Source organism: Aequorivita vitellina (assembly GCF_022008365.1).
Classification (GTDB): Bacteria; Bacteroidota; Bacteroidia; order Flavobacteriales; family Flavobacteriaceae; genus Aequorivita; species Aequorivita vitellina.
In genome coordinates this window covers 16,253-41,970 of record NZ_JAIRBA010000014.1, presented here as the reverse complement: position 1 = coordinate 41,970, position 25,718 = coordinate 16,253, and the positions used below count along the sequence as shown (strand labels likewise).

The following is a 25,718-nucleotide window of genomic DNA, read 5'->3' as shown; positions in this document are numbered from 1 at the left end:
AAAGTTTACATTTGTTGAAAACCAACTTATGGCTGGCAATTCCTTCGGAACAATCTTTAAACTCACCACCTTTGGCGAATCGCACGGAGCGGCCATTGGCGGAATTATAGATGGTTGTCCTGCAGGACTTTCCCTTAATTTTGAAGCAATCAATCTTGAAATGCAACGCCGTAAACCCGGTCAATCAGCAATTGTTACCCAACGAAAAGAAGCAGACGAAGTAAAGTTTCTCTCAGGAATTTTTGAAGGGAAAACGACTGGAACACCAATTGGTTTCACAATTGAAAATACCGATCAAAAAAGTAAAGATTACAGTCACATAAAAGATATTTACCGTCCTTCACACGCCGATTTCACATACGATAAAAAATATGGAGTCCGCGACTATCGCGGTGGCGGACGTTCTTCCGCACGAGAAACTGCTTGTAGAGTTGTAGCCGGTGCCATTGCAAAACAACTGCTTTCAGAAATTAAAATAAATGCATTTGTTTCCTCTGTGGGTGAAATTTTCATCGATAAACCCTATCAAGATTTAGACTTTTCTAAAACCGAAAATAACGTTGTGCGGTGTCCAGATGAAACTAGCGCAGCCAAAATGGAAAGTCTAATTAGAGAAATGCGAAAAAATGGTGATACTGTTGGCGGAACAATTACCTGTGTTCTTCAAAATATACCTGTGGGTTTGGGAGAGCCTGTTTTTGACAAACTGCACGCCGAACTAGGAAAAGCAATGCTTTCTATAAACGCAGTAAAAGGGTTTGAATACGGAAGTGGTTTTTGCGGCGCAAAGATGAAAGGAAGCGATCACAACGACATTTTTAACCCTGATGGAACGACAAAATCTAATTTGAGTGGCGGAATACAGGGCGGAATAAGCAATGGTATGGATATTTACTTTAGAGTCGCTTTTAAACCCGTAGCCACAATAATGCAAAAACAAGATACTATTGATAGTGCAGGTAATAAAGCGATTGCTGAAGGGAAAGGCCGTCACGATCCCTGCGTTGTGCCTCGTGCTGTCCCAATAGTTGAAGCTATGGCGGCATTAGTTATTGCCGATTTCTATCTATTAAATAAAATTTCACGACACTAAAGAATTTATATGAAAAAATTAGCGCTACACTGGAAAATAATCATCGGACTCGTTTTAGGTATTATTTGGGCTTTACTCAGCAGTCAGTTAGGTTGGAGTGAATTTACAATAGATTGGATAGCGCCATTTGGAAAAATTTTCATCAATCTTTTAAAATTGATTGCCGTGCCCTTAGTTTTGGTTTCTATAATTAGCGGAGTGGCTAATATAGGCGATCCGTCAAGTTTGGGAAGAATGGGAGGCAAGACCTTATTGGCGTATCTAATCACAACGCTCTTTGCAGTAAGCATGGGGCTTCTTTTGGTGAACACCATTAAACCCGGAAAACTAATTGATGAACAAAGCCGAATTGATAACCGAATAAGTTATGAAATCTGGGCGGCTTCAAAAGGACATGAAGTAAAAGACGGAATAAACTATCTACAAGACCCAGCTTTTTTTGAACGTGCCCAAAAAATTACAAACCTTTCTAAAGGCGATTTAAAAGATGCTTCGGTTTCAGAAAAGATGGAAACTGCACAAAAGGCTAAAGAGAGCACTCCACTGCAACCGTTGGTTGATATTGTTCCAGAAAATTTCTTCTTTTCACTGACAGATAATGGGTTGATGTTGCAAATTATTTTCTTCGGAATATTTTTCGGGGTAAGCTTGTTATTGATTCCAAATGAAAAATCAAAACCTGTCACGGATTTTATGGACAGCGCCATGGAGGTGTTTTTAAAAATGGTAGATCTGGTAATGCAAGCAGCTCCTTTCTTTGTATTCGCATTGCTAGCTGGAGTTGTGAGTAAAATGGCGGGAGACGATATTGGCAAGGTTTATGAAATTTTTAAAGGGTTAAGTTGGTATTCTCTTACAGTATTTGCCGGGCTGATGTTGATGATATTTGTAATATACCCCTTATTTATGAAGTTATTTGTAAAGAGTATTCCCTATAAAGGATTTTTCAACGCAATGGCACCAGCTCAAACCTTGGCCTTTTCAACTTCTAGTAGTGCTGCCACATTACCGGTTACTATGGAATGTGTTGAAGAAAACCTTGGGGTAGATAAAAAGATAACCAGTTTCGTACTTCCCATTGGTGCAACAGTAAATATGGATGGCACCTGTCTTTACCAAGCCGTGGCTGTGGTTTTCCTTGCGCAACTGCATATGATCGATTTAACATTAGGACAGCAATTAACCATTGTTATAACTGCAACACTCGCATCTATAGGTTCGGCAGCTGTTCCTAGTGCAGGACTGGTAATGCTAATTATTGTTTTAGAATCGGTTGGTTTAAATCCTGCTTGGATTGCTATTATATTCCCGGTTGATAGAATTTTAGATATGTTCCGAACCATAGTGAACGTTACAGGAGATGCTACAGTTTGTACAATTATTGCAAAGGGAGAGGGTATGCTAAATTATGAGCCACACGACAATCCTTCGGAAACTTTCGACTTAGATTCGTAATAGTTTGGGTTTGTTGCCAATAATATATTTTATTAATGACTTTAATTCGTTTTACTTGTGAAATATATATATTTTTGGCAGAAAAAATATTTTTTATTAAATTTGGGTTCTCCCCGGTATAAAAACCCAATCTATAAAAGTGAACTAATGACTTCTTAGCTATGTAAACTGCATAGTTATGAAACGTATTTTTCTATTCTTCGGGGCTGCATTTATTGCGACAAATATTTATTGCCAAGTAGGAATTGGCACCACAACTCCTACGCCGGCATCAATGTTGGAAATAAGCAGTACTTCAGATGGTGGTGTTACTTATGGCGGGTTTATGCCACCACGTGTTCCAAATATTGCTGCTCGCGATGCAATAAATGCGGGTTACGCAGATTATGGTTTGACCATATTTTTATTGAATTACGCTAATAATGAGGGCTGTCTACAAGTTTGGAATGGCGAAAGCTGGGAAAGCATTCATTGCGTTACATTAGCTAGCCCAGTAGCCTGGATTAATGAATTTCATTATGATAATAATGGGACGGATCAAGGAGAGTTTATTGAAATTGCTGGACCTGCTGGATTAGATTTAGCTACCTACTCCATTGAGTTGTATAATGGAGTAAATGGAAAAGTTTATGGAATTACCAATCTAACAGGAGTGATTCCTGATCAATCAAACGGAATTGGAACTGTTGTCTTTTCATATCCAAGAGACGGTATTCAAAATGGTGCGCCTGACGGAATTGCTTTAGTCGATGCCGGTGAATTACTTTATTTTATTAGCTATGAAGGTTCTTTTACCGCGATAGACGGAACAGCAAATGGAAGAACTTCAATTGATATTCTTGTCAATGAAACTGCTTCAACCCCTATAGGTGAATCACTTCAGTTAATAGGTACGGGAAACGAATATAACGATTTTACTTGGAGTGGACCGTCCGCAGAATCACCTGGTAATATTAATTCAGGGCAGACTATAAATTAAAATTATACTGGAGAAACTATGGTAATTTAACTCATCATCTAAAAACAATTAAATCTTAAAATAGTTTATTTAATTCGTATTAAATAAAACTGCTTACAATCGAAGTAGATTTAAAAGATTTAGCAATATTTTAAAAAAGAGTGAGAGCTTACAAAAACTTGCTCTTCAATTTCTCAGTCGCTATCATACAACTTTCTCGTTTCCCAAACCATTTATAACGGTTTCTTGCAATGTATTCATAAACCGCATTTCTAATGAATTTTGGAAAAATCATAAAACCATAAAGTAGGGGATAGCCACCCGTAAGATGTTTGGTAATATGTAGCGCTGCTGAAGATTTTATATAATGTTTCTCGCCATCAATAAGAATAATGGAGTCTATTTTTGACGTATCTATATTTAATTTTGAAGTCAACTCCCGCCCAATATCACTTTGCAACGCCGCAAATTTAAAAATGTTCTTTTTGTCGCGCTCAATCACAAAATTGACCGCCCCGTTGCAAAGATTGCAAACGCCATCAAAAAGGATTATTTTATTGTCTTCTAACATTTCTATTTTCTAGCAAAGCCGCAAAGGCGTAGGATATTTTATTATCGTCTTTGCGTGTATTTTATTAAACTTTTTCCAGTTCCTCCAAATTCACATTGGTGGTGAACATTCCGTAATTTACAAAAGCCTTGTTTTTTTCAATAGTGTCAATGGTTCCAACTGCCCGGCCATCTATCATTCGTACTCTGTCGCCAATTTTTAGCGTAACTTTCGGTTTTGGTGGCGGTAATTTTTTTGCTTTTTCCTTTTCTTCTTTTTTGCGTTCTCTAATTACTTCAACCTTTTTTTCAACTTCTTTAATTACCTCTTTTTCTTTGGCTTTTACGGCCTTTTTCTTTTTGGGCGCTAGCTTTTTGCGTTTGCTATTTTCAATCATAACAAGCTTCATTAGCTCATCAATTAACTGTTTTTTTCTTTTATTGTTGAAATATTTTTCAGACAGTATATCTACTTTTCGTCCCAAGCTAATTAACTTTTGATTGGCGTCAAACAATTCCTGATAACTTTCCAGTTTTTCCTGAACACGAGCATTAACTTCTTCTAATTGCTTGCTTTCAATACGCGCTTTTTGTTCTTCGGTTTTTAAGGATTCTGAAGTTTTCCGAAGATTGCTCCGCTCTTTTTGAAGATTGGCAATAGTTTTATCAAAACGTACTTTGCCGCGTTCAATTTTCTTTTTTGCTTTGTTTATCAAACTGTAGGGAATACCGTTTTTCTGCGCAACTTCAAAAGTGTAGCTGCTTCCCGCTTCGCCCAAATGTAAGTGGTACAAAGGTTCTAAAGATTTATTGTCGAATTGCATGTTTGCATTTATCGCGTGTGGCAATTCATTCGCCAATAGTTTCAAATTGGTGTAATGTGTAGTAATTATTCCGAAAGCTTTACGTTCGTAAAAAACCTCCAAAAATGTTTCTGCCAACGCGCCACCGAGTTCTGGGTCACTCCCTGTTCCAAATTCATCAATTAAAAAAAGTGTTTTATTATCGCACTTTTTTAAAAATTGATTCATCTTTTTTAAACGGTAACTATAGGTACTTAAATGATTTTCGATGGATTGATTATCGCCAATATCGGTTAAAATTCGTTTAAAAAAACACATTTCACTCTGTGGATCGGCAGGAATTAACATCCCGCTTTGTAGCATTACCTGTAAAAGCCCAACGGTTTTTAGCGTAATACTTTTACCGCCCGCATTGGGTCCCGAAATTACGATTATCCGTTTTTCAGGTACAAGTTCAATGCTCTGCGGAAATGTTTTTTCTTTCCGTTTATTATTGGAAACCAACAACAACGGATGATATGCGTTTATTAATGCAGTTTTTTTATTGGATACAACGATTGGCAAAACCCCATTAATTTTTAGGGCATATTTTGCTTTTGCATACAGCACGTCCATTTTTATCAAGTATTCCTGATAGCTCGCCAATAAACCGGCATGCGGACGCACAAAGGCGGTCATAGCTTTTAAAATTCGCTTAACTTCTTCGTCCTCTTCGTATAACAGATTGCTAAGTTCGTTAGCGTATTCTAGCGTTTCCTGAGGTTCAATGTAAACAATACTTCCCGTTTTTGAACTGCCCAAAACGGCGCCTTTCACTTTTTTGCGATGCATTGCTTTAACCGCGAGCACGCGTCTGTTTTCTACAACCGACTCGCGGATTTCATCTAAATAATCACTTTGTGCGTACTGCGATAACGCTTTTGTAAAAGATGAATTTATCTTTCCTTTTACAACGTTCAACCTTCGGCGGATAGTGCCAAGTTCTGTGGAAGCTTCGTCTTTAATGTCGCCATATTTGTCTATTCGTTTATTTATTTCTTCGGAAATGATTGAAGTGTAATTTACATCTTCGGAAAAAGAGTTTAAATAAATATAAAACTCTTCAAATTTTTTAAAGAATTTCAACAGAATGCGAGTGGTTTCAGAAATAGAAAGAATTTTTCGAAATCCTGAAATTTCAAGCGAACTATTTTCAATTTCGAATAATCGTAGCTCGCGAAAAATTGGGTCGAATCCGTGATTTGGAATTCGGTTATCGCCATCAAACGAAGCGGTAAATTCCTTCACGCGTCGCAGTTCTGGTTCAATTTCGTCAAAATCCCGATAGGGGATTATTTTTAAAATAGTTTCACGTCCCGGTTCGGTTACACAAAATTCCGAAACTTGGGATAGTACTGAGGGGAATTCAAGATCCTCTAAAGTTTTAGTGTGTATACGGGCTTTCCGTTTTATTTCCATTAATTTTACTTTTTCAGCAATCATACAAAAGTAACAATAATGCAGGTAACAATTGAGCCGGGTTGGAAGGCTATTTTAAAGGATGAATTTGAAAAACCCTATTTTAAAAACTTAGTAGAATTTGTAAAATCTGAATATGCTACCAACACTTGTTTTCCGCCGGGAAGCCATATTTTTTCTGCTTTTAACTGCACTCCATTTAATGAGGTGAAGGTTGTAATTATAGGGCAAGATCCCTATCACGGACCGGGACAAGCACATGGTCTTTGTTTTTCGGTTGGTGAAAATGTTAAAATTCCACCTTCGCTAAAAAATATTTTTGAAGAAATAAAAACAGATGTTGGTACACCGGTTCCAGCTAATGGATACCTAAAACGTTGGGCGACGCAAGGCGTTTTGCTTTTAAATGCAACTTTGACCGTTCGTGCTCACCAAGCGGGAAGTCATCAAAATAAAGGTTGGGAAAAATTTACAGATGCGGTAATTGAAAAACTTTCAAATGAAAGGGAAGGGTTGGTTTTTATGTTATGGGGAGGACCGGCAAAAAAGAAAGGAGCAAAGGTTGACAGTACGAAACATCTTGTTTTAACAAGTGGGCATCCTTCGCCATTGGCCGCCAATAGAGGGTATTGGTTCGGTAATAAACACTTTAGTAAAACAAATGAATTTTTAAAAAGTAAGGGAGAAACTCCAATTGTGTGGTAAATAGAAAGAAAAGAAATGGGGATATTTTTTCTTATTCTTCTTCTGGTACATCGGACTCTGTAGCATCGTTACAGCTAAACTGTAACAAAAGGAAATTTGTGACTAACAACGCCCCCAGAACGATTAAAAAAGTAGTCATAATAGTTGTTTTTATATAAACAAGATGCAGCGATCAACGTAAGGTTGCGTAAATATTAAGAAAATTTTTAGAAATTGTGTAAGATGCTGGTTTCCTGAATTTTATTTTCAATTAATTTTAATTCAAGTAATTTTTGTTGAATGTTTTCCAGCTCTTTTGAAGTTAATTGAGCATCGCTCCACGACGTTAATGAAAGCCATTCGCGTACATCTTCAATTTTTTGACCGTAGCGTTTGGCAATTAACTCGTCAACATTTGGGAAGGCTTTAAAATTAGCGGTTGTATCATTTATTACTTTTAAAATAGCTTTAACGCACGCTTCTTCATTTATTAAAACGTCATTGCGAACGGCAATCACAAAACTAGGCCACGGAGTAGGGGATTCGCCAATTAAGCGGAAGGTGCCGTTGTCTACATAGGGTTTGGTCATGAATTTTTCCCACATAAAATAATCGCCTTTTCCTTTGGGAAGCCCTTTCAAAGCGCCATCTAAATCCTGAATTACTTTAAACTTCAAATCATTTTTTAAATCCCAATGGTGATTTTCTGCATTTACAAAAGCCATTAAATGCGAGCCCGAACCGTAGCGGCTAATTGCGGCATCGGTTCCTTTTAAATCCAAAATTTCTTCGTAATCTGAATCGGCGGCAACGTGAATTCCCCATAACAGCGGTGATTTTACAAAAACCTGAACAATCTTAGAATCGTTGCCATTAATTATATCGCGCACAATTCCTTCGGTGAGGATTACGGCCATATCAATTTCTTTATTGCGCAGGGCAGCGGCCATTTCGCCAGTTCCACCGGGATAATCTTTCCAGCGAAGATTGATTTCTTCTTTTTGAAATTCTTTATCCCGAAGTGCAATATACCAAGGCAAGTTAAAATGTTCTGGCACACCTCCAATCAAAAAATTCTTCATGCTATAATTTTACTAAGTGTATATTGAATAAGTGCGTCAATTGTTTTTGAAGCATTTTCACTAAAAGTACCCGAAGCGCGATTAGCAACAATAGCATTCATCGAAATTGCGCGATGACCTAAAAGTTTCGCCATTCCGTACATAGTGGCGGTTTCCATTTCTAGATTGGTAATTTTTTTCTTTTTATATCGGAAAGAAGCTAGCTTTTCATTGAGGTTTTCATCTTTCAATTTTGCCCGAAGTACCCGACCTTGCGGACCGTAAAAGCCTACGTTAGTAATGGTAATTCCGTGGATTGTTTTTTCTGAAGTAAGTTTTTTCAACAAACTTTTGTCAGCTTCAACGGCATACGGCACCGAATTATCTGGATTCCACTGGGTGTGATCTATAAATGATTGAGCAAAATCGCGATTGAAAATTTTATCGGTTTTATCGTAATAGTGCATCACGTTATCCAAACCAATTCCCAATTCGCTAATTAAAAAACTATCTACTTCAATTTCGGGAGTTAAGCCACCGGATGTGCCAATTCTAATAATATTAAGTGATGTGAGTTCTTTTTTCACTTGGCGTTTTTCAAAATCTATATTTACCAAAGCGTCCAGTTCGTTGAAAACTATATCAATATTGTCTGGTCCAATGCCGGTAGAAATTACGCTTATCCGTTTTCCTTTGTAAGTACCAGTATGTGTCTTAAACTCGCGATGTTGTGCTGTACACTCAATAGTGTCAAAATATTTTGAAACCTTCTCAACCCGTCCTGGATCACCAACAGTAATTATGGTAGTTGCTAATTGAGAAGGAGCGAGGTCTAAATGATAAATTTTACCTTCTGGAGTAATTATGAGCTCACTGGGTTGTATGGTTTGTTGTTTCAAAATAATTTAATTTTTATGCTTAAAATTTTAAAGTGGATGCTATTAGTAACGAGCGACCAGATTGGGAGTTTATCCACTGAATACTAACACTGAATACCAATTACTGCTCACTGATCATCCACCAACCCGTTTTACTTTAAAACCTTTCTTTTCTAAAAACTGCATAATTTTATCGCGATAATCGCCTTGAATTATTATTTGTTCGTTTTTAAAACTACCGCCAACGCTTAAGAGTTGTTTTAATTCTTTGGCAAGAATTTTAAAGTCGCTATCGGCCCCGGTGTAGCCTTCTATAATTGTAATTGGCTTGCCTTTTCGCTTTTCGTATTTACAAATTAACGGGTCGTTTTGCATCCAAATTGTTGGTTCTTCCGATTCTTTGGGAATTTCGGATGGTTCGTGGTCCGGAAAAAGATTTTTAAGCTGGTCTTCTAAAGAATTCAATGTTTCAATTTTAAGTGTTGTGATTTCGGTTCCGCTCAATCACCGAGTTAGTCCCAGAGTGGCGCCGAAGAACTATTTTTTTATCAGTCCTATTTCTACTAAACGCTGGTGTAAAAATTCGCCAGCAGTAATATCTTCGTAAGCTTTTGGGTGTTTTGCGTCAATACATTCTGGTAAGCAATTTAATTTCATATCGCTGCGCGGGTGCATAAAGAAGGGAATGGAATAACGCGGGCTTCCCCATTCTTCACGCGGCGGATTTACAACGCGGTGAATGGTAGATCGCAGTTTGTTATTGGTAAGTCGTTCAAGCATATCGCCTACGTTTATAACCAACTCATCTTCGTTCGGGATTGCGTCAATCCACTCGCCATCCTTGCGTAAAACTTGCAATCCACCAGCTGAAGCGCCCATTAATAAAGTAATAAGATTTATATCGCCGTGAGCACCTGCGCGCATTGCTCCTTTTGGCTCTTCGGTTATTGGCGGGTAGTGGATTGGCCGTAAAATACTATTGCCATTTGCTGCCCAGTGATCAAAATAAAATTCGTCTAAACCTATATAAAGTGCGAGTGCTCTAAGCACATAAACCCCTGTTTTCTCGAGCATTCTATAGGCTTCCATACCTGTGTGGTTAAAATCGGGGAGTTCGGTTACTTGCACATTTTCGGGATATTTTTCTGAAAGATTTGCGTCTTCGGCAGGCTCTTGTCCAAAGTGCCAAAATTCTTTTAAATCGCCTTCCTTCTTGCCTTTGGCGTGCTCTTTTCCGAAGGAAACATAGCCGCGCTGCCCACCGAGACCTGGAATTTCATATTTTTCTTTCGTTTCCACAGAAAGCGCAAAAAAGGCTTTTATTTCTTTGTATAATTCTTCAACTAGCTGATCGCTCAGAAAGTGATTTTTAAGCGACACAAAGCCTATATCTTCATAAGCAGAGCCTATTTCATCAACAAATTTTTGTTTTCTTTTTGGATCATCAGAAAGGAAATCGGCTAAATTTACGCTGGGTATATTATTCATGGTTTTTTATTTATCTATTCGAAAAAACTAAATTACAGAATTTGAGTGTATTATTAACAGACTAAAGGCGTAACACTAAAAATTATATTCAGCATAGAGTGTTCAATTTCTTAAATTAACACCTAATAATTCATTTATTGAGATTACAAAGATACCAAATTATCAAAGTTATTATGAAGATAAAATTTCCGTTAATAATCGTTGTTACAACGGGTTTTTTAATACTTTTGATATTGCAAATTTATAATGATGAAACCAGAGACTACCCCCCAAATATTCTTCGATTACAACCGAAAAGACCTTGATGACGTCACTTTAATTAATCTATACCGCGGCATGTTGAAGCCGAGGATGATAGAAGAAAAAATGCTCATTCTGTTGCGCCAAGGCAAAGTTTCAAAATGGTTTAGCGGAATAGGACAGGAAGCTATTTCCGTAGGAATTACAGCAGTTTTAGATAAAGACGAATACATTTTACCCATGCACCGAAATCTCGGGGTTTTTACGATGCGCGATATTCCATTGCATAGATTGTTTTCGCAATGGCAGGGAAAAGCGAACGGTTTTACCAAAGGCCGCGATAGAAGTTTTCATTTTGGAACACAAGAGTATCATATTGTAGGAATGATTTCGCACTTGGGACCGCAATTTGGCGTTGCCGACGGAATTGCTTTGGGAAATAAACTAAAAGAAAACAATAAAGTCTGCGCAGTTTTTACAGGTGAAGGCGGGACTAGTGAAGGCGATATTCACGAAGCGTTGAATGTGGCTTCTGTATGGCAACTTCCGGTGCTTTTTTGTGTTGAAAATAACGGTTACGGCCTCTCAACTCCAACCAACGAACAGTACAACTGCGAACATATTGCCGATCGTGGAAAGGGATACGGAATGGAATCGCATATTATTGAAGGAAATAATATTTTAGAGGTTTATACCAAATTAAAAGGATTGGTGGAAAGTATGCGTACCAATCCGCGGCCAATTCTTTTGGAATTTAAAACCTTTAGAATGCGCGGACATGAAGAGGCGAGTGGTACAAAATACGTTCCTACGACTTTAATTGACGAGTGGGGCTTGCGCGATCCTTTGCTCAATTTTGAAAGTTATTTACTTGAAGAAGGCCTTATTTCTGAGGAAAAAATTGAAGAATTTAAAAGTGAATTCAAACACGAAATAGATGAAAATCTAGACATCGCCTTTGCAGAGCCAGTAGTTGAGTTCAGTAAAACTAATGAATTAAATGACGTTTACAAGCCTTTTGAATATCAAGAAGTTGTTTCAAGTTTAGAAATTGAAAACGTGCGTTTAATCGACGCTATTTCGCAAGGTTTAAAACAGTCTATGAAACGCCACGACAACCTTATAATTATGGGGCAAGACGTTGCGGAGTACGGCGGTGTTTTCAAAATAACGGAAGGTTTTGTGGAGCAATTTGGGAAAGGGCGCGTGCGCAATACACCTATATGTGAATCGGCAATTGTTTCAACAGCAATGGGGCTTTCTATTAACGATTTTAAGGCCGTGGTGGAAATGCAATTTGCAGATTTTGTTACTTCTGGCTTTAATCCAATTATAAATTATTTGGCCAAAAGCCATTATCGCTGGAATGAAAAGGCAGATGTGGTAGTTAGAATGCCTTGTGGGGCCGGAGTGGGAGCGGGACCTTTTCACAGTCAAACCAATGAGGCGTGGTTTACACACACTCCTGGTTTAAAAGTGGTTTATCCTGCATTTCCGTATGATGCTAAAGGTTTATTGGCCACGAGTATTGAAGACCCAAACCCGGTATTGTTTTTTGAACACAAAGCATTGTATAGAAGCATACGTCAAGATGTGCCTACAGATTATTACACGTTACCGCTTGGGAAAGCCTCACTTTTACGAGAAGGTAACGATGTAACCATAATATCTTATGGAGCTGGAGTGCATTGGGCTTTGGAAACCTTGGATCAAAACAATAAAATAAAGGCAGACTTAATAGATTTAAGAACGCTTATGCCGTTAGATACTGAAGCAATTTACAGCTCTGTTAAAAAAACAGGGAAGGTAATTATACTTCAAGAGGATTCAATTTTTGGCAGTATGGCTTCAGATATATCGGCCTTGATTATGGAAAACTGCTTCGAGCATTTAGACGCTCCAGTTAAGCGTGTGGGCAGTTTAGAGACTCCAATTCCCTTTGCGGCAAATTTAGAGGCAGGGTATCTTCCTAAAGAAAAATTCAAAGAAAACCTATTAGATTTATTGTCTTACTAATAATTTAACATTCGTTGTTAAACTTTAGATAAAGCGTAATGTAGCAAGTAAATTGTTATCTATTTTAGTGGTATACTAATCATTAAAACCATTTATTATGTTACGTTGGATCGTTATTTTTCTAGTTATTGCAATAATTGCAGCAGTTTTTGGATTTGGAGGCATCGCAGAAGGTGCAGCTGATATCGCAAAAATTATTTTTTACATATTTATAGTGCTATTAGTACTATCATTACTTTCAAGATTATTTAGAAGGTAATCGCTACATAACCATTTAAAACCAAAATTAATTTTTATGAAAAAATTCCTCATTTTGGCTGTAATTGCAGCCACAACATTCGCTTGCGGTACACCTAAAACCGTTCAAGAATCGCGAAAAGTAATTAAAGGATATTGGGCTTTAGACAATATTACATACGACTCTTCGGGCACGTATAATGTTACGCTATTTAACGATACTTCCGTGGAATGCATGGAAGGTAGTTCGTGGAGATTTATTCCTAATAATAACACGGGAAATTATACCATTAACAATTCTAATTGTCCTACCGGTGAACGAAACTTTATTTTCACCATTCAAGAAATAGATCCTACCTCTGGATTGTATGATTTTCTTTTAAAACCAACAAATGAAAAAGGAAAATCAGAAACCAATGCAGGTTACAGACTGCGTTTAGCTCAGCTTAACGAATCTTCAATGCGTTGGGAACAAACAGTGAGTTTGGATGGAAAACCGTTTAAAATAAACATGAACTTTACTAAAATACAAGAATAATAATTATGAAAACATTTAAAAAAATTACATTAGTTGCTTTAGCTTTTACGTTCGTTATTAGTTTTACGAGCTGTGAAGCTACTAGAAATGCTAATAATAAACAGAAAGGTGCCGTAATTGGCGCTGCCGGTGGAGCCGTGTTGGGTGCCATACTTGGTAACAACATAGGCAAAGGCGGTAACGGAGAAATTGGAGCTGTTATTGGCGGTGTAGTTGGTGGTAGTGCCGGTGTACTTATTGGTGCCAAAATGGACAAACAAGCTCAGCAAATTGAACAAGAAATCCCTGGAGCTCAAGTAGAACGGGTAGATGACGGTATTGTTGTGACCTTTGATGAGAATAGCGGCGTTTATTTTGACACTGCCAAATATAACATTAACGCTAATTCGCAAACTACTTTAAATAAATTAGCCAATGTACTTAAAGAATACCCAGATACTAATGTTTTGGTCGTTGGTCATACAGACAGTGTGGGAGCAGATGAAATGAACATGACTCTCTCTAAAAACAGAGCACAGGCCGTAACAAACTACTTGGTTCAAACCAAAGGATTGAGCGCGGGTAGGTTTACCACAAATTGGTATGGTGAAACTGCGCCAGTAGCAGATAATTCAACTGCCGAGGGTCGTGCAAAAAACCGTCGCGTAAATTTAGCTATTGTTCCAAATGAAAAAATGAAGCAAGAAGCACAGAATGAAGCAGGCGAATAATTAAAATATAATATTTTATTAAAATCCCGTGCCATTTTTGGACGGGATTTTTTTAGCTTTAAACGCTAAATATGATGACAAAAAACAAATGGAACGTAGTAATTATTGGGGGTGGACTCGCTGGCTTAACCGCAGCGCTACACCTTGCAAATTTTAACTGTTTGGTTTGTTTGATTGAAAAAAATGAATATCCAAATCATAAAGTTTGCGGTGAATATGTAAGTAATGAAGTACTGCCGTATTTAAAATCATTGGGAGTAAATCCATTTTCCGTAGGGGCAAAGGAAATTTCGAAATTTAAAATTACCGATTCTGTAGGCAAACCCATTACGGCTACTTTGCCACTCGGCGGTTTTGGAATAAGTCGGTTTGCATTTGATCAGCTACTTTATGAAACCATAAAAAACAAAGTTTACGTAGTTTTTGATACAGTTGAAAAAATAAATTTTGAAAAGAACCAATTCGAGATTAGCACGCAAAAGAAAGGAGTTTTTAAGGCAGATTTTGTAGTTGGTGCTTTCGGAAAACGCTCAAATATTGATTCTTTTTTAAACAGAAAATTTATGCGTCAAAACTCGCCGTGGCTTGCGGTGAAAGCACATTACGACTACGATTTTTCGGAAGATACCGTTGCGTTACACAATTTTAGCGGAGGCTACTGCGGTTTGAGTAAAACTGAAAATGATGTTGTTAACGCCTGTTATTTAACCACTTTTAAATCGTTTAAAAAGTACGGAAAGATAGCAGAATTTCAAAAACAGGAAATGAGTAAAAACCCATTTTTAAACGAATTTTTCAGCAAAGCGAAACCACTTTTTAAAAAACCGTTGACTATTAGCCAAATATCATTTCAAAAGAAAAACCCAGTGGAAAATCATATTTTTATGGTTGGCGATAGCGCTGGATTAATTCATCCACTTTGTGGTAATGGAATGGCAATGGCGATTAAAAGTGCACAAATATTTTCTGAAATATTTCTGAAGTCATTTCAAAAAAATAATTTCAACCGTGCTTTAATTGAAGCGGAATACATCAAAAGCTGGAAGAACGAATTTGAAAGCAGACTAAAAACAGGAAGACTTATTCAACGCGTTTTAATGAATCCAAGTACTTCGAAAGTAGGATTTGCAATGGCCAAGGTTGTTCCTTCGATCGTGCCAATGATTATTAAAAAAACACACGGAAACACAACCCCATGATTACTTTCAACAGTAAATACAGATCGCAACAGCTTGAAGTCATGGATAGTCTTGATTTTCACGGCCCGGAAATGAAAGATCTTTTAACCGATTTAAAAACGGTAAATAAGTGGTTGGGTGGCAATAGTATTACAATTAACGGACTTCAAAAACTGTTGCAAAACAAAAGTAAAACTGAAAAAATAACCATAGTAGATTTGGGTTGTGGCGATGGAGAATTGCTTCGTAAATGTGCCGATTTTGGACGTAAACACAAGTACAACTTCAATTGTATAGGTTTAGATTTTAACGAAAATATCATACAATTCGCCAAAATTAAAAGTGAAGCTTATGCAAACATAAAATATTTAAAAGTAGATGTCTTTTCAGAAGAAAATTTAATTCCTAATTGCGATATTGCAATGTGCACGCTGTTTCTACATCATTTCAGCAACGAAAAGGTTGAAAACTTATTAAAAACATTATTGCACAAAACGAGCATTGGTCTAATTGTAAACGATTTAGAGCGAAGTAAACACGCTTTCAACTTATTTAAAGTTGCGAGCAAACTGTTTTTAAAAACCAAAACAGCAAGGCACGACGGTTTAATATCAGTGGCAAGAGGCTTTAAAAGGGAGGAGCTCGAAAGTATTTCAAAAAATATTCCCAACCAGCAGAGTGAAATCCATTGGCGTTGGGCGTATCGCTACCAATGGATACTGAAAAAATTATGAAGATGGAGAATGAATCAACTTTTTTAAAATCAGATTTCTGTTTTCGCAGGAAGTTACTATGAGTGTAAAAATATCCACAGTTGCAAAGCAATTACCAAAATACAGTCGGGAAACTGCAGAGATTATTCCGTTTGTGGAACAATGGATGCAGCACCAAGACAAGCGTTTTCAACGAAAAGTAATCAAGATTTTTGAGGGAGCGGGGGTAGATAAACGTTACTCAATTATGGATCCGCTGGAAGTTTTTACGAATACAAGTTTTGAGGCACGCAACGATATTTATATTCGCGAAATTACCAAACTCGGAAAACAAAGCCTTGAAAAAGCCTTACAAAAAGCGAATTGGCATCCAACCGATGTAGATTTCATAATTACTGTAAGTTGCACAGGGATTATGATTCCTTCCGTGGATGCGTATTTAATAAACGAACTGAAAATGCGGCAAGACATTGTGCGTTTGCCAGTTACCGAAATGGGATGCGCTGCTGGAATTTCGGGTATTATTTACGCGAATAATTTTTTAAAAGCCAATCCAGGGAAACGCGCAGCTGTAATTGCTTTGGAAGCACCCACAGCAACATTTCAACTAGAAGATTTTTCAATGGTGAATATAGTGAGCGCCGCAATATTTGGCGATGGTGCAGCTTGTGTTTTAATGTCTTCCAATGAAGAAGATAGCGGACCGGAAGTGCTTGCAGAAGAAATGTATCATTTTTACAATGCGACAGATATGATGGGTTTTAAGCTTGTAAATACAGGTTTAAAAATGATACTCGATAAATCGGTTCCGGAAAAAATAGTGGCGCATTTTCCTGCAATTATCCATCCGTTTTTGGAGAAAAGTAATTTAAAAATCGAGGATATCGATCATCTTATTTTTCATCCCGGCGGACGTAAAATAGTTGAAACAGTAGAAGATTTATTTGGAAAATTGGGCAAGGACATCGAAGATACCAAAGAAGTATTGCGGTTGTACGGCAATATGAGCAGTGCCACTGTGCTGTACGTTTTAGAACGCTTTATGGACAAAAATCTTCCCGCTGGAGATTTGGGATTGATGCTTAGTTTCGGCCCTGGTTTTTCGGCACAACGGGTTTTGTTGAAATTTTAATTATGAGTGAATTCAAAAATAAATGGGCAATAATTTTAGGCGGTAGTAGCGGCTTAGGCCTCGCCAGTGCCAAAAAATTGGCATCCAAAGGAATGAATATTTGTATTATTCATCGCGATAGAAAAAGCAATTTGGCGATGTTTGAGAAAGAAGTTGAGACGATGAATGCTTTTGGCGTTACGGTGAAAACTTTCAATAAAGATGCTTTAAATGAAGCTGTGAGATTAGAGATTATTAAAGAATTTCCGAAACATAGTGTGAAACTATTACTGCACAGCATCGCAAAAGGAAGTTTAAAAAAAATGAACAATGCAGATGCGGAAACATTGACTAAACAAGATTTCGATATAACGATTCACGCAATGGCCACAAGCTGGTACGAGTGGGTTCAAACTTTAATTGCGAACCAAATATTTACAGATAAAGCTCGAAACATCGCTTTTACAAGTGAAGGAAATGCTCGGGTGTGGCCGGGTTACGCAGCGGTTTCTGCCGCAAAATCGGTATTGGAAGCATTAATGCGAAATATGGCGGTAGAATTGGCACCACTGGAAATTACAACCAATTGCATTCAAGCTGGAACTACGGAAACACCTTCGTTTTTGGCAATTCCCGAAAGTAAAAAGCTCGCTGAAATGGCGAAATTCAGAAATCCGTTTAGCAGACTTACAACTCCAGCTGATGTTGCGAGCGCAGTGTATTTACTGTGCAAAGCAGAAGCCGATTGGATAAATGGAACTGTGCTAAAAGTGGATGGCGGGGAGAGTCTTAGGTGAAATCGATCGCAACTGCAATCGAGAGAAATAGAAAAGGAAAACGAAACCGAAAAATTTAGTGAAAAAAGAAAAATATTGAAATCAAAAGAAATAATAGTGCAACTTCCGTATTCCGAACCTTTTTTGTTTGTGGATGAAATACTCACTGTTTCTTCTGAAAGTATAACGGGCACATATTTTTTTAGGAATGACGCTTATTTTTATAAAGGTCATTTTATAAATAATCCGGTTACGCCTGGCGTTATTTTAACCGAATGTATGGCGCAAATTGGCTTGGTTTGTTTTGGAATATTTCTTTTAAACGAAGAACACATTTCTGAAAACCCAGGTTTCGCATTGAGCAATACAGAAATCGATTTTTACTTACCAGTATTTCCCGACGAAAAAGTGAAGGTTGTTTCAGAAAAAATATATTTCAGATTTAACAAATTGAAATGTAAAGTAAAAATGCTGAATGCCAATGATGAAATTGTTGCCCAAGGTACGATCAGCGGCATGCTTTTAAAAGAAACTAAAACTAAATGAGGAAACGGGTCGTAATAACAGGTTTGGGCGTTGTTGCGCCGAATGGAGTAGGGGTGACTGCTTTTTCGGAAGCCATAAAAAACGGGGTTTCTGGCATTGCGTTTTTTCCTGAATTGCGCGATCTTAATTTTTCTTGTCAGTTGGGAGCAAAACCACATATTTCCGAAGATAAAAAACGCGAATATCTCTCTGAACTTCAACTTCGAAATTTCAACAGCAGCAGTATTTTATACGGTGTAATTGCAGGAATGGACGCATTGAAAGATGCGAAAATTGAACCAGCAAATCCAAAAGAAGAACCATTGTGGGATTTGGGAATAATCTTCGGCAGCGGCACCAGTGGCGTTGAAAAATTTCGCGAAGCCATTTATAAAATAGACGATAAAAATGTGCGCCGTTTGGGTAGTACCTCTGTGGCGCAAACGATGACAAGTGGCGTGAGTGCCTATCTTGGCGGACTTATTGGGGCCGGAAATACAGTTACCGCAAACTCTTCAGCTTGTGCAACCGGCACTGAAGCGCTATTATTGGGTTACGACCATATTGCAAACGGGAAAGCAAAATATATGCTCTGTGGTAGCACCAGTGATAGCGGCCCATATTTGTGGGGCGGGTTTGATGCAATGAAGGTAACCACCTATAAATTTAACGATGCGCCAAATAAAGTTGCAGGTCCAATGAGTGCCGAAGCCAGCGGTTTCGTGCCTGGAAGTGGCGCAGGAGCCTATTTTCTTGAATCGTTGGAAAGTGCGCAAAAAAGGGGCGCAACTATTTATGCCGAAATACTAGGCGGCGCTGTTAATAACGGCGGTCAAAGAGGCGGCGGAAGTATGACGGCTCCCAACAGTGCAGCCGTTCAAAAATGCATTAAAGATGCGTTGGTGAATGCGAATGTAACGGGCGATGAAATTGATTATATAAACGGGCATTTAACCGCGACCATTAAAGATCCGGATGAAATTGAAAACTGGAGCCTCGCTTTAAATAGGCGAGGGGCCGAGTTTCCGTATATAAATTCGTTAAAGGGAATGGTGGGTCACTGTTTGGCTGCTAGTGGTAGTATTGAAATTGTTTCGGCAATGCTTCAATTGCAAGAAGATTTTATTTTTCCGAATGTGAATTGCGAGAATTTACATCCTGAAATTGATGCTTTAATTGCTTCAGAAAAAATCCCGAGACAATTGCGAAAAAGCACATTGCAAACTATTGCAAAAGCCAGTTTTGGGTTTGGCGATGTAAACGCTTGTGTTATCTTTAAAAAAATATAAACGAAATATGACTTCGAAAGAAATATACGAAAGGTTGGAACCTATTATTATAAACTATTTGCCGGAGGACGTGGCGCCAAAAGAAGTAAACAAATCAAGCGATTTAACGCGTGAATTGAATATAAATTCGGCGCATCTTGTTGATATTGTTTTAGATATTGAAGACGTCTTTAACATTGAATTTAAAAATGAGGACATGGAGCAGCTTCGTAGTATAGACGATGCTATTTTGTTAATTCAACAGAAAATTTCGGTTTAGTTGCGTGTTTTTCAGCTCTTATATTTTTGTTAAGTGCTTGTTTTTAGAGCGTTAAAATGCGTTAAACAAAATGGCAACTGGTTTTAAATTTATTAATTTCAGTAAAAACTAAATAAATTTATAGACCATGAAAAATTTACTCGGAATATTGTTTCTATTTATGAGTTTCTCAGCATTTTCACAGGATCCATTTCTTCAAAAATCTAATCCTGTAGCAGAAAAGGAAGCCATCCAACTCACTCAGAAATACGTGCCAGAACTTGGATTAACGGGAGAACAACAATCTTTATTTCAGCAAAAGGTGGAGGAGTTTTTAATTCGCAGGTATAAAATTGAAGCAGAATTAAGTGGAAAAGAAAAGCTTAATCTACTGTATAAACTTCAACAGGAGGAGACCGCCGAAATGAATGATATTTTAACACGGCCGCAACTTGAAGTTTACAAAAAGATTAAGCCCAAGTTTCAACCTATTGAAACAATAAAGACCGAATAACTATTTATTCTTTTCTATAAATCGTTCTTTTTCGGTGGTGCTTTCAATATCTGGCTTGTCGCCTTTAAGCGGACTTTGATTTAAGCCAGCAGATTCAACGCCAAAAAACTCTAAAATTTCAGGTGGATTGTTTATTTGCTTAGTTTTACTACCCATTATTGCAATTGGTTGCGAAATAACCGAATCGTTATTTTGGATAATTTTTAACCAGTCGTTCGAACCAAAATTGGATGTACTTTCACTGTCAATATCTAATTGTCGTTTGTCTATTAAATCGCCAATTTTTACGCCCAGAGCATCGGCAATTTCTGCCCATTGGGTATCAGACACTTTGGTTTTAGCCAAATCTATAGCTAAATACCTTTCATCAATTCCTGTTAAATAACTTAAGGTGTGGGTTCCCACACGTGTATTGCTACTATAAATTAGGGTAAGTTGGTTTTCATTTCGTGCTATAACTCCCATATCTTTCATACTATTAATGTGCTTTCAGTTTTTCTTTTCGTTTTTGAAGTTGAGATCGAAGCTCTGTAGTTACTTTTGCAACCGAAGCTTCAAATGAAGCCGTTGAAGACTCTGCAAAAATGGTAGTTCCTGGCATACTTAAACGTACGCTGCAAATTTTGCCAATTTCAGGATTTGAAGAATTTTCCTTTTTAAAATAAACATCTCCACTAATTATAGAGTCGTATTTTGTTTCAATTTTATTTAATCTTTCAGCAACAAAACCTTCCAGTCTTTGGCTCGCTGCAACCTCGTGGTACTCAAAATTTATCTTCATATTCTGTTGGTTTTTATTATAAATTTAAAGATACAATAGCAAAAAAGCCGAACCAAACTTTTAATATGAAATTGTGAAAATTTAGTCCTCTTCCAAAACAGCAGCGTTGGGGTCTGTAATTACAATAGATGCAATTATACCAGCAGCTAACGATAAACCAATTACGCCCAGTGACAGCCATTCGGGGATTTCAACATTATGGGCGAGTATCATTTTTACACCCACGAAGGCCAAAATAACAACCAAACTGTAGTTTATAAATCTAAATTTAGTAAGCATTCTAGAGATTAAAAAATACATTGAGCGCAGGCCTAAAATGGCTAAAATGTTTGAGCTGAAAACAATAAACGGATCTGCAGTAATGGCCAAAATTGCCGGAATACTATCTAGTGCAAAAAGGATATCGGTGAGCTCAATTATTATTAAAGCTACAAATAGGGGGGTGGCAGCACGGATTCCCATTCGCTTTATAAAAAATTTATCGCCATCCATTTTGTAACTAACAGGAAAGAGTTTTTTCATAAATCGAAACATTTTCGACTTTTTGGGATCAAATTCAGTCTCTTTATGAAATAACATTCTAAAGGCGGTAAACAATAAAAATGCGCCAAAGACATAGATTATCCAATCAAATTTATTGATAAGGGCAACTCCAAAAAAGATCATTAACGCCCTAAAAACAATGGCTCCCAATATTCCGTAAAATAAAACTTCGTGTTGGTATTTCTGTGGAATGGCGAAGGATGAAAAAATTACTGCAATAACAAATACGTTGTCAATGCTCAACGATAGCTCTATTAAATAGCCGGTTATGTATTTTAGCATAGCGGCATCTGGCGCCAAATTGGTTGGGTTTTCAACTAAGCCTTCTTTAAAAAGCCAGTAAATAACCCCAGAAAAGGCCAATGCCAAAGTAACCCAGATACTGGTCCAGATTGCAGCTTCTTTGGTTTTAATAATATGGGGAGTGCGATTAAACACACCCAAATCTAACGCTAAGAATAAAATGATAAAACCAATAAAGATTCCCCAGACCAACATAAAGTAAAATTTACACAAAACTAAGTGGAAAGTAATTCTAAAAATTATATGGAAATGTTAATAATGGCGGTGAGCGTTAAAACTTTTTTAAATTCTTTTTAAGCCAGCCTAAAGCCATTACATTTAAAAGAAAAATATGAAAAACATGATATCTGTAAATAAAAAAACCCCTGTAGAACATCCTATTTTAGACAGTATAAAAAACAGATGGAGTCCGCGTAATTTTGCCAATACACCTATAAAAGAAGAAGATGTAAAAACCTTATTTGAAGCTGGTCGGTGGGCGCCAAGTTCATCAAACATTCAGCCATGGCGTATTATTTGGGGTACGAAGGGTACCGAAATGTACACACGTATATTTAATTGTTTAGACGAGTTTAATAAAAGTTGGGCAGCCAACTCACAGTTATTGTGGATTAACGCCTATAAAAAAACGATGAATACCAATAACAAAGAAAATTTTCACGCCCTGCACGACTTAGGTCTTTTTATGGGGAATGTAATTCACCAAGCCAATAGTATGGGGATTGCAGTACACCAAATGGCAGGTTTAAATTTTAAAAAAGCGCAAGAAGAGTTTAATTTCACTGATGATTACCACGTGGCAACCGCCGTGGCCTTTGGATATTATGGCGGCAATCCTGACGATTTGCCCGAAGATCTTAAAAAACAAGAGCTAGAAACAATGCGAAGTCGGAAAAAACAAGAAGAATTTACCTTTAATGGAAACTTTAAAAAATAACAAATTATGACCAAGAAAAAGAAACACGCAGATTTTCAAGATGAATACCGAAAATCGTCAAATTTTGGAAAGCTGCAACAGGAAGAAAATTTAAAAATTAAGGGCGATGGCGAATTAAAAGTGGAAAAGGATGATGCTATGAAATCAAATTCAGACAAGGAAAAGATTTTGGATGCTTTAAAAAAAAATTAATTCAGAAGAAACTTAAATTCCTAAAAAAAGCCGATTTTTATAGTTGCGCAATCATCTCCGTATGTCAGAATCTAAAACGAGTAAATCTGAAGAGCAACAAAATATTGACGAAGAGTTAAAAAACTCAAAGTCGTCTGAGTTGACAAATGCAAAATCGCATGGCGAAATACTTAAACAGCAAATAATAGATGGGCAGGAAACTTATGATAAAAGTGCGTTAAGTATTCTGCTTAGTTCACTTACAGCGGGGTTGGAGATTGGTTTTAGTTATTTGCTAATTTGTGCGTTGTATTTCTTTCTTCACGGAAAAGTAGAAGAGGACACAATTTTAAAATCGCTGGCAATAGTCTATCCAGTAGGTTTTATCATGATAATTTTAGGGCAGTCTATATTATTTACGGAGCAAACCTCGTTGCTTACTCTTCCTGTACTCAACAAAAAAAGAAGCTTTGGGAGCTTGTTAAACCTTTGGGGACTCGTTATTCTCGGGAATTTAATAGGCGGTTACCTTATTGCTTTTGTACTGGTTTGGATAGGTCCGCGTATGCGGATATTCGATCTTGAAACGGTCGAAAAAATAGCCGTTCATGTTATTGATTACAACAATATCGTCATTTTTACAAGTGCCATTTTAGCGGGTTGGTTAATGGGTTTACTATCTTGGTTAATAGCTGCTTCAAAAAGTACGTTTAGTAGAATTGTTTTAATATTTATTATTACCGCGGTATTAGCTTTTACTGGTCTGCATCACAGTATTGTGGGTAATGTAGAAGTTTTTGCGGGGTGGATAAGTTCGCCAGCGATAACATTTGTAGATTATCTTTATTTTATTCTTTTGGCACTTTTAGGAAATGCCATAGGCGGTGCTATTTTTGTCGCTTTACTGAAATATCGCGCCTTTGTTTATGATGTTAAGGGATAGATATATTTAAGGCTTTATTTTATTGTTATTAGACTGAAAATTTTTTTATATGCTGAAATTTACTCAAAAGGAAACGCCAAAGCTGAATTTTAAAAAAGCAATTAAAAAACCGATTCCTGTAAAATGTGTTCAAATAAACGAAGCTTTTGAAGTGGAAACCTTAGAAGGCACAATGAAGGGAAAACCCGGGGATTGGTTAATGGTAGGTGTAAACGGCGAGAAATATGTTTGCGACGCAGCTATTTTTATCAAGAGTTATGATTTAGTGAAATAGAAGTAATTAAGAAAGTATGTTTATAGTCTATATAATGTGGTAAACTGGGTAGTGGGATAAGTAGCTTTACTATTATTCTATTTTACATAATATAAATTATAGGACACGAAATGACTTTTTTAAATATAGTCATTAGCCACGTTTTTGCATTATTTAGCGATATTATAAATATCGTCATCGCATTTCTCTTGTTGTACTAATAATATTATCCTTAAACGACTTGAATAAAATTAAAAATATAAATTACCTTATTGCGTCGGATTTTGCACATAACAATCACGATTTGTAAATGCCCAAGTTTTGGTATTAATGGCTTTAATTGTATAAGAGTTAAATAAAAGAATGGGCTGAGTACTTCCAGAATCATTGTCTAGGTCAGAAACCTTATAGTCTTCATTGTTAGATGGATAGCTCTCAATTGTAATAGTGCGACTTATAAAATTTCCTCCTAATTCATAAATTAAAGAATTTGGCTCGTTAGCATTAGGTTTTACTATAATACGAATTATAGAATTATGGCCTAGTAAATTATTAGAACCACTAGGACCATCAAACGTTATTACGAATGGTTTGTTTAAAACATCGGTTGTCTTTGGAAGTGTTATAGTCAATCTAGTATGTCCCGAAGTATATGTAACAATTGAATTCGTTCTCAATGCGACAATACCTCCGTCGGTTAAGCTGTTAAGTGCAGTTGTCATTTGAGCACTGGAAACATTATATTCATTCCAAGGACTTCCGTTTGGAAGATTAATGTCAATAAATGCTACTTTATTAGGGACATCACAGTTAGTAATATATCCTTCAGCTTTCCCCAAAGTTACCCAACCCGCAGTTGTACCATTACTCATTATAACTTGACCAGCTTTTCCCTTGGAACCTTGAGTTGTTTCAGTACCTCCTAAACGTATTCCGCCATCAATTTGTATACTTCCTCCATCATTATCAGCGGTTTTAACTATATGTAAATCGCTTTTGGGGTCAACTGTTCCTATCCCTACTTGGGCAGATCCAGAGATAAAAAAAACCATAATAAAAAAAGTAAGTATATGTTTCATATTATTGTGTTTTTAAAAATTGTGCTTTTATAAGTTGCTTATATACAAATTATAACTTCGGCGAAAATATTCAATAATAATGATAGTTAATAAATTTTAGAAAAAAAAATTCATAGGCATTTTTATGCAATTTAAATACGATTTCGAAATCCGAAAAAAAGCTTTTATAGCTGTAAAAGCTAATTATGTATTCCGC

Annotated in this window: 30 protein-coding genes; 20 read left to right on the top strand and 10 right to left on the bottom strand. The window is 36.9% G+C overall.

The features are described from left to right. Positions 1–28: 28 nt before the first annotated feature. From aroC to K8089_RS08635, 3 genes are all read left to right on the top strand, one after another. Positions 29–1,093, top strand: a complete 1,065-nt coding sequence (gene aroC / locus K8089_RS08645; RefSeq protein ID WP_237602880.1) for a chorismate synthase — start codon at positions 29–31, stop codon at positions 1,091–1,093. Between the two features lie 9 nt (positions 1,094–1,102). Next, the gene (locus K8089_RS08640) at positions 1,103–2,548 is read left to right on the top strand and encodes a dicarboxylate/amino acid:cation symporter (RefSeq protein WP_237602879.1); all 1,446 of its coding nucleotides are present in this window, start codon (positions 1,103–1,105) and stop codon (positions 2,546–2,548) included. 178 nt (positions 2,549–2,726) lie between these two features. Then, a complete protein-coding gene (locus tag K8089_RS08635) occupies positions 2,727–3,527 on the top strand; it encodes a hypothetical protein (protein ID WP_237602878.1) in 801 nt (266 codons plus the stop codon). 148 nt (positions 3,528–3,675) lie between these two features. Here K8089_RS08635 and K8089_RS08630 read toward each other — a convergent pair whose 3' ends face one another. Together K8089_RS08630 and K8089_RS08625 are read right to left on the bottom strand one after the other, a co-directional pair. Then, positions 3,676–4,077: a thiol-disulfide oxidoreductase DCC family protein gene (locus K8089_RS08630; RefSeq protein ID WP_237602877.1), complete on the bottom strand. Its 402-nt coding sequence runs from the start codon at positions 4,075–4,077 to the stop codon at positions 3,676–3,678. 64 nt (positions 4,078–4,141) lie between these two features. Beyond that, a complete protein-coding gene (locus tag K8089_RS08625; protein WP_237602876.1) occupies positions 4,142–6,316 on the bottom strand; it encodes an endonuclease MutS2 in 2,175 nt (724 codons plus the stop codon). Between the two features lie 39 nt (positions 6,317–6,355). On the opposite strand from K8089_RS08625, the gene ung reads away from it, so the two are divergent. Continuing rightward, positions 6,356–7,021, top strand: coding sequence for a uracil-DNA glycosylase (gene ung / locus K8089_RS08620; protein ID WP_237602875.1), 666 nt, complete (start codon positions 6,356–6,358; stop codon positions 7,019–7,021). Positions 7,022–7,227: 206 nt separating this feature from the next. Here ung and K8089_RS08615 read toward each other — a convergent pair whose 3' ends face one another. The 4 genes from K8089_RS08615 to K8089_RS08600 all read right to left on the bottom strand — a co-directional run bounded on the left by K8089_RS08615 (position 7,228) and on the right by K8089_RS08600 (position 10,427). Continuing rightward, complete coding sequence (locus K8089_RS08615; RefSeq protein WP_237602874.1) at positions 7,228–8,082, bottom strand: substrate-binding domain-containing protein; 855 nt, start codon at positions 8,080–8,082, stop codon at positions 7,228–7,230. After that, on the bottom strand, positions 8,079–8,960 hold the full coding sequence (locus K8089_RS08610; protein ID WP_237602873.1) for a nucleoside phosphorylase: 882 nt from the start codon (positions 8,958–8,960) through the stop codon (positions 8,079–8,081). The genes K8089_RS08615 and K8089_RS08610 overlap by 4 nt, the downstream gene beginning before the upstream one ends. A 114-nt stretch (positions 8,961–9,074) precedes the next feature. Continuing rightward, positions 9,075–9,404 (bottom strand): translation initiation factor, encoded by a 330-nt coding sequence (locus K8089_RS08605; RefSeq protein ID WP_237602872.1) that lies wholly within the window; start codon positions 9,402–9,404, stop codon positions 9,075–9,077. Between the two features lie 72 nt (positions 9,405–9,476). Beyond that, a complete protein-coding gene (locus K8089_RS08600; RefSeq protein WP_237602871.1) occupies positions 9,477–10,427 on the bottom strand; it encodes an isopenicillin N synthase family dioxygenase in 951 nt (316 codons plus the stop codon). 246 nt (positions 10,428–10,673) lie between these two features. Between K8089_RS08600 and K8089_RS08595 the strand changes: the two genes are divergently transcribed. The 12 genes from K8089_RS08595 to K8089_RS08540 all read left to right on the top strand — a co-directional run bounded on the left by K8089_RS08595 (position 10,674) and on the right by K8089_RS08540 (position 20,512). Next, positions 10,674–12,683, top strand: coding sequence for an alpha-ketoacid dehydrogenase subunit alpha/beta (locus tag K8089_RS08595; RefSeq protein ID WP_237602870.1), 2,010 nt, complete (start codon positions 10,674–10,676; stop codon positions 12,681–12,683). A 97-nt stretch (positions 12,684–12,780) separates the two neighbouring features. Then, a complete protein-coding gene (locus K8089_RS08590; RefSeq protein WP_237602869.1) occupies positions 12,781–12,942 on the top strand; it encodes a DUF1328 domain-containing protein in 162 nt (53 codons plus the stop codon). Between the two features lie 36 nt (positions 12,943–12,978). Beyond that, positions 12,979–13,458 (top strand): lipocalin family protein, encoded by a 480-nt coding sequence (locus K8089_RS08585; protein WP_237602868.1) that lies wholly within the window; start codon positions 12,979–12,981, stop codon positions 13,456–13,458. A gap of 5 nt (positions 13,459–13,463) precedes the next feature. After that, positions 13,464–14,168 carry an OmpA family protein gene (locus K8089_RS08580; protein WP_237602867.1) on the top strand — a complete coding sequence of 235 codons (705 nt, stop codon included), beginning with the start codon at positions 13,464–13,466 and terminating at the stop codon, positions 14,166–14,168. A 71-nt stretch (positions 14,169–14,239) separates the two neighbouring features. Then, on the top strand, positions 14,240–15,367 hold the full coding sequence (locus K8089_RS08575; RefSeq protein WP_237602866.1) for an NAD(P)/FAD-dependent oxidoreductase: 1,128 nt from the start codon (positions 14,240–14,242) through the stop codon (positions 15,365–15,367). Beyond that, on the top strand, positions 15,364–16,080 hold the full coding sequence (locus tag K8089_RS08570; RefSeq protein ID WP_237602865.1) for a methyltransferase domain-containing protein: 717 nt from the start codon (positions 15,364–15,366) through the stop codon (positions 16,078–16,080). Before K8089_RS08575 ends, K8089_RS08570 begins: the two co-directional genes overlap by 4 nt. Positions 16,081–16,138: 58 nt before the next feature. Further along, entirely contained in the window at positions 16,139–17,191 is a 1,053-nt protein-coding gene (locus K8089_RS08565) for a type III polyketide synthase (protein ID WP_237602864.1), read from the top strand. A gap of 2 nt (positions 17,192–17,193) precedes the next feature. Continuing rightward, positions 17,194–17,967: an SDR family NAD(P)-dependent oxidoreductase gene (locus K8089_RS08560; RefSeq protein ID WP_237602863.1), complete on the top strand. Its 774-nt coding sequence runs from the start codon at positions 17,194–17,196 to the stop codon at positions 17,965–17,967. Between the two features lie 75 nt (positions 17,968–18,042). Continuing rightward, positions 18,043–18,492, top strand: coding sequence for a 3-hydroxyacyl-ACP dehydratase FabZ family protein (locus K8089_RS08555; protein WP_237602862.1), 450 nt, complete (start codon positions 18,043–18,045; stop codon positions 18,490–18,492). Further along, a complete protein-coding gene (locus K8089_RS08550; RefSeq protein WP_237602861.1) occupies positions 18,489–19,760 on the top strand; it encodes a beta-ketoacyl-[acyl-carrier-protein] synthase family protein in 1,272 nt (423 codons plus the stop codon). Before K8089_RS08555 ends, K8089_RS08550 begins: the two co-directional genes overlap by 4 nt. Positions 19,761–19,767: 7 nt before the next feature. Beyond that, positions 19,768–20,019 (top strand): acyl carrier protein, encoded by a 252-nt coding sequence (locus tag K8089_RS08545; RefSeq protein WP_237602860.1) that lies wholly within the window; start codon positions 19,768–19,770, stop codon positions 20,017–20,019. Between the two features lie 127 nt (positions 20,020–20,146). Then, a complete protein-coding gene (locus K8089_RS08540; RefSeq protein ID WP_237602859.1) occupies positions 20,147–20,512 on the top strand; it encodes a hypothetical protein in 366 nt (121 codons plus the stop codon). On the opposite strand, the gene K8089_RS08535 is transcribed toward K8089_RS08540, so the two are convergent. The 3 genes from K8089_RS08535 to K8089_RS08525 all read right to left on the bottom strand — a co-directional run bounded on the left by K8089_RS08535 (position 20,513) and on the right by K8089_RS08525 (position 22,334). After that, the gene (locus K8089_RS08535) at positions 20,513–20,986 is read right to left on the bottom strand and encodes an arsenate reductase family protein (protein WP_237602858.1); all 474 of its coding nucleotides are present in this window, start codon (positions 20,984–20,986) and stop codon (positions 20,513–20,515) included. Positions 20,987–20,990: 4 nt separating this feature from the next. Beyond that, entirely contained in the window at positions 20,991–21,293 is a 303-nt protein-coding gene (hpf, locus tag K8089_RS08530; protein WP_237602857.1) for a ribosome hibernation-promoting factor, HPF/YfiA family, read from the bottom strand. Positions 21,294–21,374: 81 nt separating this feature from the next. Then, positions 21,375–22,334, bottom strand: a complete 960-nt coding sequence (locus K8089_RS08525) for a TerC family protein (RefSeq protein ID WP_237602856.1) — start codon at positions 22,332–22,334, stop codon at positions 21,375–21,377. A gap of 136 nt (positions 22,335–22,470) precedes the next feature. On the opposite strand from K8089_RS08525, the gene K8089_RS08520 reads away from it, so the two are divergent. The 4 genes from K8089_RS08520 to K8089_RS08505 all read left to right on the top strand — a co-directional run bounded on the left by K8089_RS08520 (position 22,471) and on the right by K8089_RS08505 (position 24,464). Next, positions 22,471–23,076, top strand: coding sequence for a nitroreductase family protein (locus tag K8089_RS08520; protein WP_237602855.1), 606 nt, complete (start codon positions 22,471–22,473; stop codon positions 23,074–23,076). Positions 23,077–23,082: 6 nt separating this feature from the next. Next, positions 23,083–23,268, top strand: coding sequence for a hypothetical protein (locus K8089_RS08515; protein ID WP_237602854.1), 186 nt, complete (start codon positions 23,083–23,085; stop codon positions 23,266–23,268). 61 nt (positions 23,269–23,329) lie between these two features. Beyond that, positions 23,330–24,190 (top strand): formate/nitrite transporter family protein, encoded by an 861-nt coding sequence (locus K8089_RS08510; protein ID WP_237602853.1) that lies wholly within the window; start codon positions 23,330–23,332, stop codon positions 24,188–24,190. A 49-nt stretch (positions 24,191–24,239) separates the two neighbouring features. Further along, entirely contained in the window at positions 24,240–24,464 is a 225-nt protein-coding gene (locus tag K8089_RS08505) for a PGDYG domain-containing protein (protein ID WP_237602852.1), read from the top strand. 248 nt (positions 24,465–24,712) lie between these two features. Here K8089_RS08505 and K8089_RS08500 read toward each other — a convergent pair whose 3' ends face one another. Then, on the bottom strand, positions 24,713–25,522 hold the full coding sequence (locus K8089_RS08500) for a hypothetical protein (protein ID WP_237602851.1): 810 nt from the start codon (positions 25,520–25,522) through the stop codon (positions 24,713–24,715). Between the last annotated feature and the right edge of the window lie 196 nt (positions 25,523–25,718).

What these genes read in the sequence shown, in the direction of transcription:
- K8089_RS08615 (WP_237602874.1), bottom strand. Translation starts at nt 8,082, where the DNA reads ATGAAGAATTTTTTGATTGGAGGTGTGCCAGAACATTTTAACTTGCCT.
- K8089_RS08505 (WP_237602852.1), top strand. Translation starts at nt 24,240, where the DNA reads ATGCTGAAATTTACTCAAAAGGAAACGCCAAAGCTGAATTTTAAAAAA.
- K8089_RS08510 (WP_237602853.1), top strand. Translation starts at nt 23,330, where the DNA reads ATGTCAGAATCTAAAACGAGTAAATCTGAAGAGCAACAAAATATTGAC.
- K8089_RS08590 (WP_237602869.1), top strand. Translation starts at nt 12,781, where the DNA reads ATGTTACGTTGGATCGTTATTTTTCTAGTTATTGCAATAATTGCAGCA.
- K8089_RS08635 (WP_237602878.1), top strand. Translation starts at nt 2,727, where the DNA reads ATGAAACGTATTTTTCTATTCTTCGGGGCTGCATTTATTGCGACAAAT.
- K8089_RS08525 (WP_237602856.1), bottom strand. Translation starts at nt 22,334, where the DNA reads ATGTTGGTCTGGGGAATCTTTATTGGTTTTATCATTTTATTCTTAGCG.
- K8089_RS08500 (WP_237602851.1), bottom strand. Translation starts at nt 25,522, where the DNA reads ATGAAACATATACTTACTTTTTTTATTATGGTTTTTTTTATCTCTGGA.
- K8089_RS08535 (WP_237602858.1), bottom strand. Translation starts at nt 20,986, where the DNA reads ATGAAAGATATGGGAGTTATAGCACGAAATGAAAACCAACTTACCCTA.
- K8089_RS08550 (WP_237602861.1), top strand. Translation starts at nt 18,489, where the DNA reads ATGAGGAAACGGGTCGTAATAACAGGTTTGGGCGTTGTTGCGCCGAAT.
- K8089_RS08580 (WP_237602867.1), top strand. Translation starts at nt 13,464, where the DNA reads ATGAAAACATTTAAAAAAATTACATTAGTTGCTTTAGCTTTTACGTTC.
- K8089_RS08540 (WP_237602859.1), top strand. Translation starts at nt 20,147, where the DNA reads ATGAAAAATTTACTCGGAATATTGTTTCTATTTATGAGTTTCTCAGCA.
- K8089_RS08595 (WP_237602870.1), top strand. Translation starts at nt 10,674, where the DNA reads ATGATGAAACCAGAGACTACCCCCCAAATATTCTTCGATTACAACCGA.
- K8089_RS08515 (WP_237602854.1), top strand. Translation starts at nt 23,083, where the DNA reads ATGACCAAGAAAAAGAAACACGCAGATTTTCAAGATGAATACCGAAAA.
- K8089_RS08630 (WP_237602877.1), bottom strand. Translation starts at nt 4,077, where the DNA reads ATGTTAGAAGACAATAAAATAATCCTTTTTGATGGCGTTTGCAATCTT.
- K8089_RS08625 (WP_237602876.1), bottom strand. Translation starts at nt 6,316, where the DNA reads ATGGAAATAAAACGGAAAGCCCGTATACACACTAAAACTTTAGAGGAT.
- ung (WP_237602875.1), top strand. Translation starts at nt 6,356, where the DNA reads ATGCAGGTAACAATTGAGCCGGGTTGGAAGGCTATTTTAAAGGATGAA.
- K8089_RS08565 (WP_237602864.1), top strand. Translation starts at nt 16,139, where the DNA reads ATGAGTGTAAAAATATCCACAGTTGCAAAGCAATTACCAAAATACAGT.
- K8089_RS08640 (WP_237602879.1), top strand. Translation starts at nt 1,103, where the DNA reads ATGAAAAAATTAGCGCTACACTGGAAAATAATCATCGGACTCGTTTTA.
- K8089_RS08570 (WP_237602865.1), top strand. Translation starts at nt 15,364, where the DNA reads ATGATTACTTTCAACAGTAAATACAGATCGCAACAGCTTGAAGTCATG.
- K8089_RS08520 (WP_237602855.1), top strand. Translation starts at nt 22,471, where the DNA reads ATGAAAAACATGATATCTGTAAATAAAAAAACCCCTGTAGAACATCCT.
- aroC (WP_237602880.1), top strand. Translation starts at nt 29, where the DNA reads ATGGCTGGCAATTCCTTCGGAACAATCTTTAAACTCACCACCTTTGGC.
- K8089_RS08575 (WP_237602866.1), top strand. Translation starts at nt 14,240, where the DNA reads ATGATGACAAAAAACAAATGGAACGTAGTAATTATTGGGGGTGGACTC.
- K8089_RS08560 (WP_237602863.1), top strand. Translation starts at nt 17,194, where the DNA reads ATGAGTGAATTCAAAAATAAATGGGCAATAATTTTAGGCGGTAGTAGC.
- K8089_RS08600 (WP_237602871.1), bottom strand. Translation starts at nt 10,427, where the DNA reads ATGAATAATATACCCAGCGTAAATTTAGCCGATTTCCTTTCTGATGAT.
- K8089_RS08545 (WP_237602860.1), top strand. Translation starts at nt 19,768, where the DNA reads ATGACTTCGAAAGAAATATACGAAAGGTTGGAACCTATTATTATAAAC.
- hpf (WP_237602857.1), bottom strand. Translation starts at nt 21,293, where the DNA reads ATGAAGATAAATTTTGAGTACCACGAGGTTGCAGCGAGCCAAAGACTG.
- K8089_RS08585 (WP_237602868.1), top strand. Translation starts at nt 12,979, where the DNA reads ATGAAAAAATTCCTCATTTTGGCTGTAATTGCAGCCACAACATTCGCT.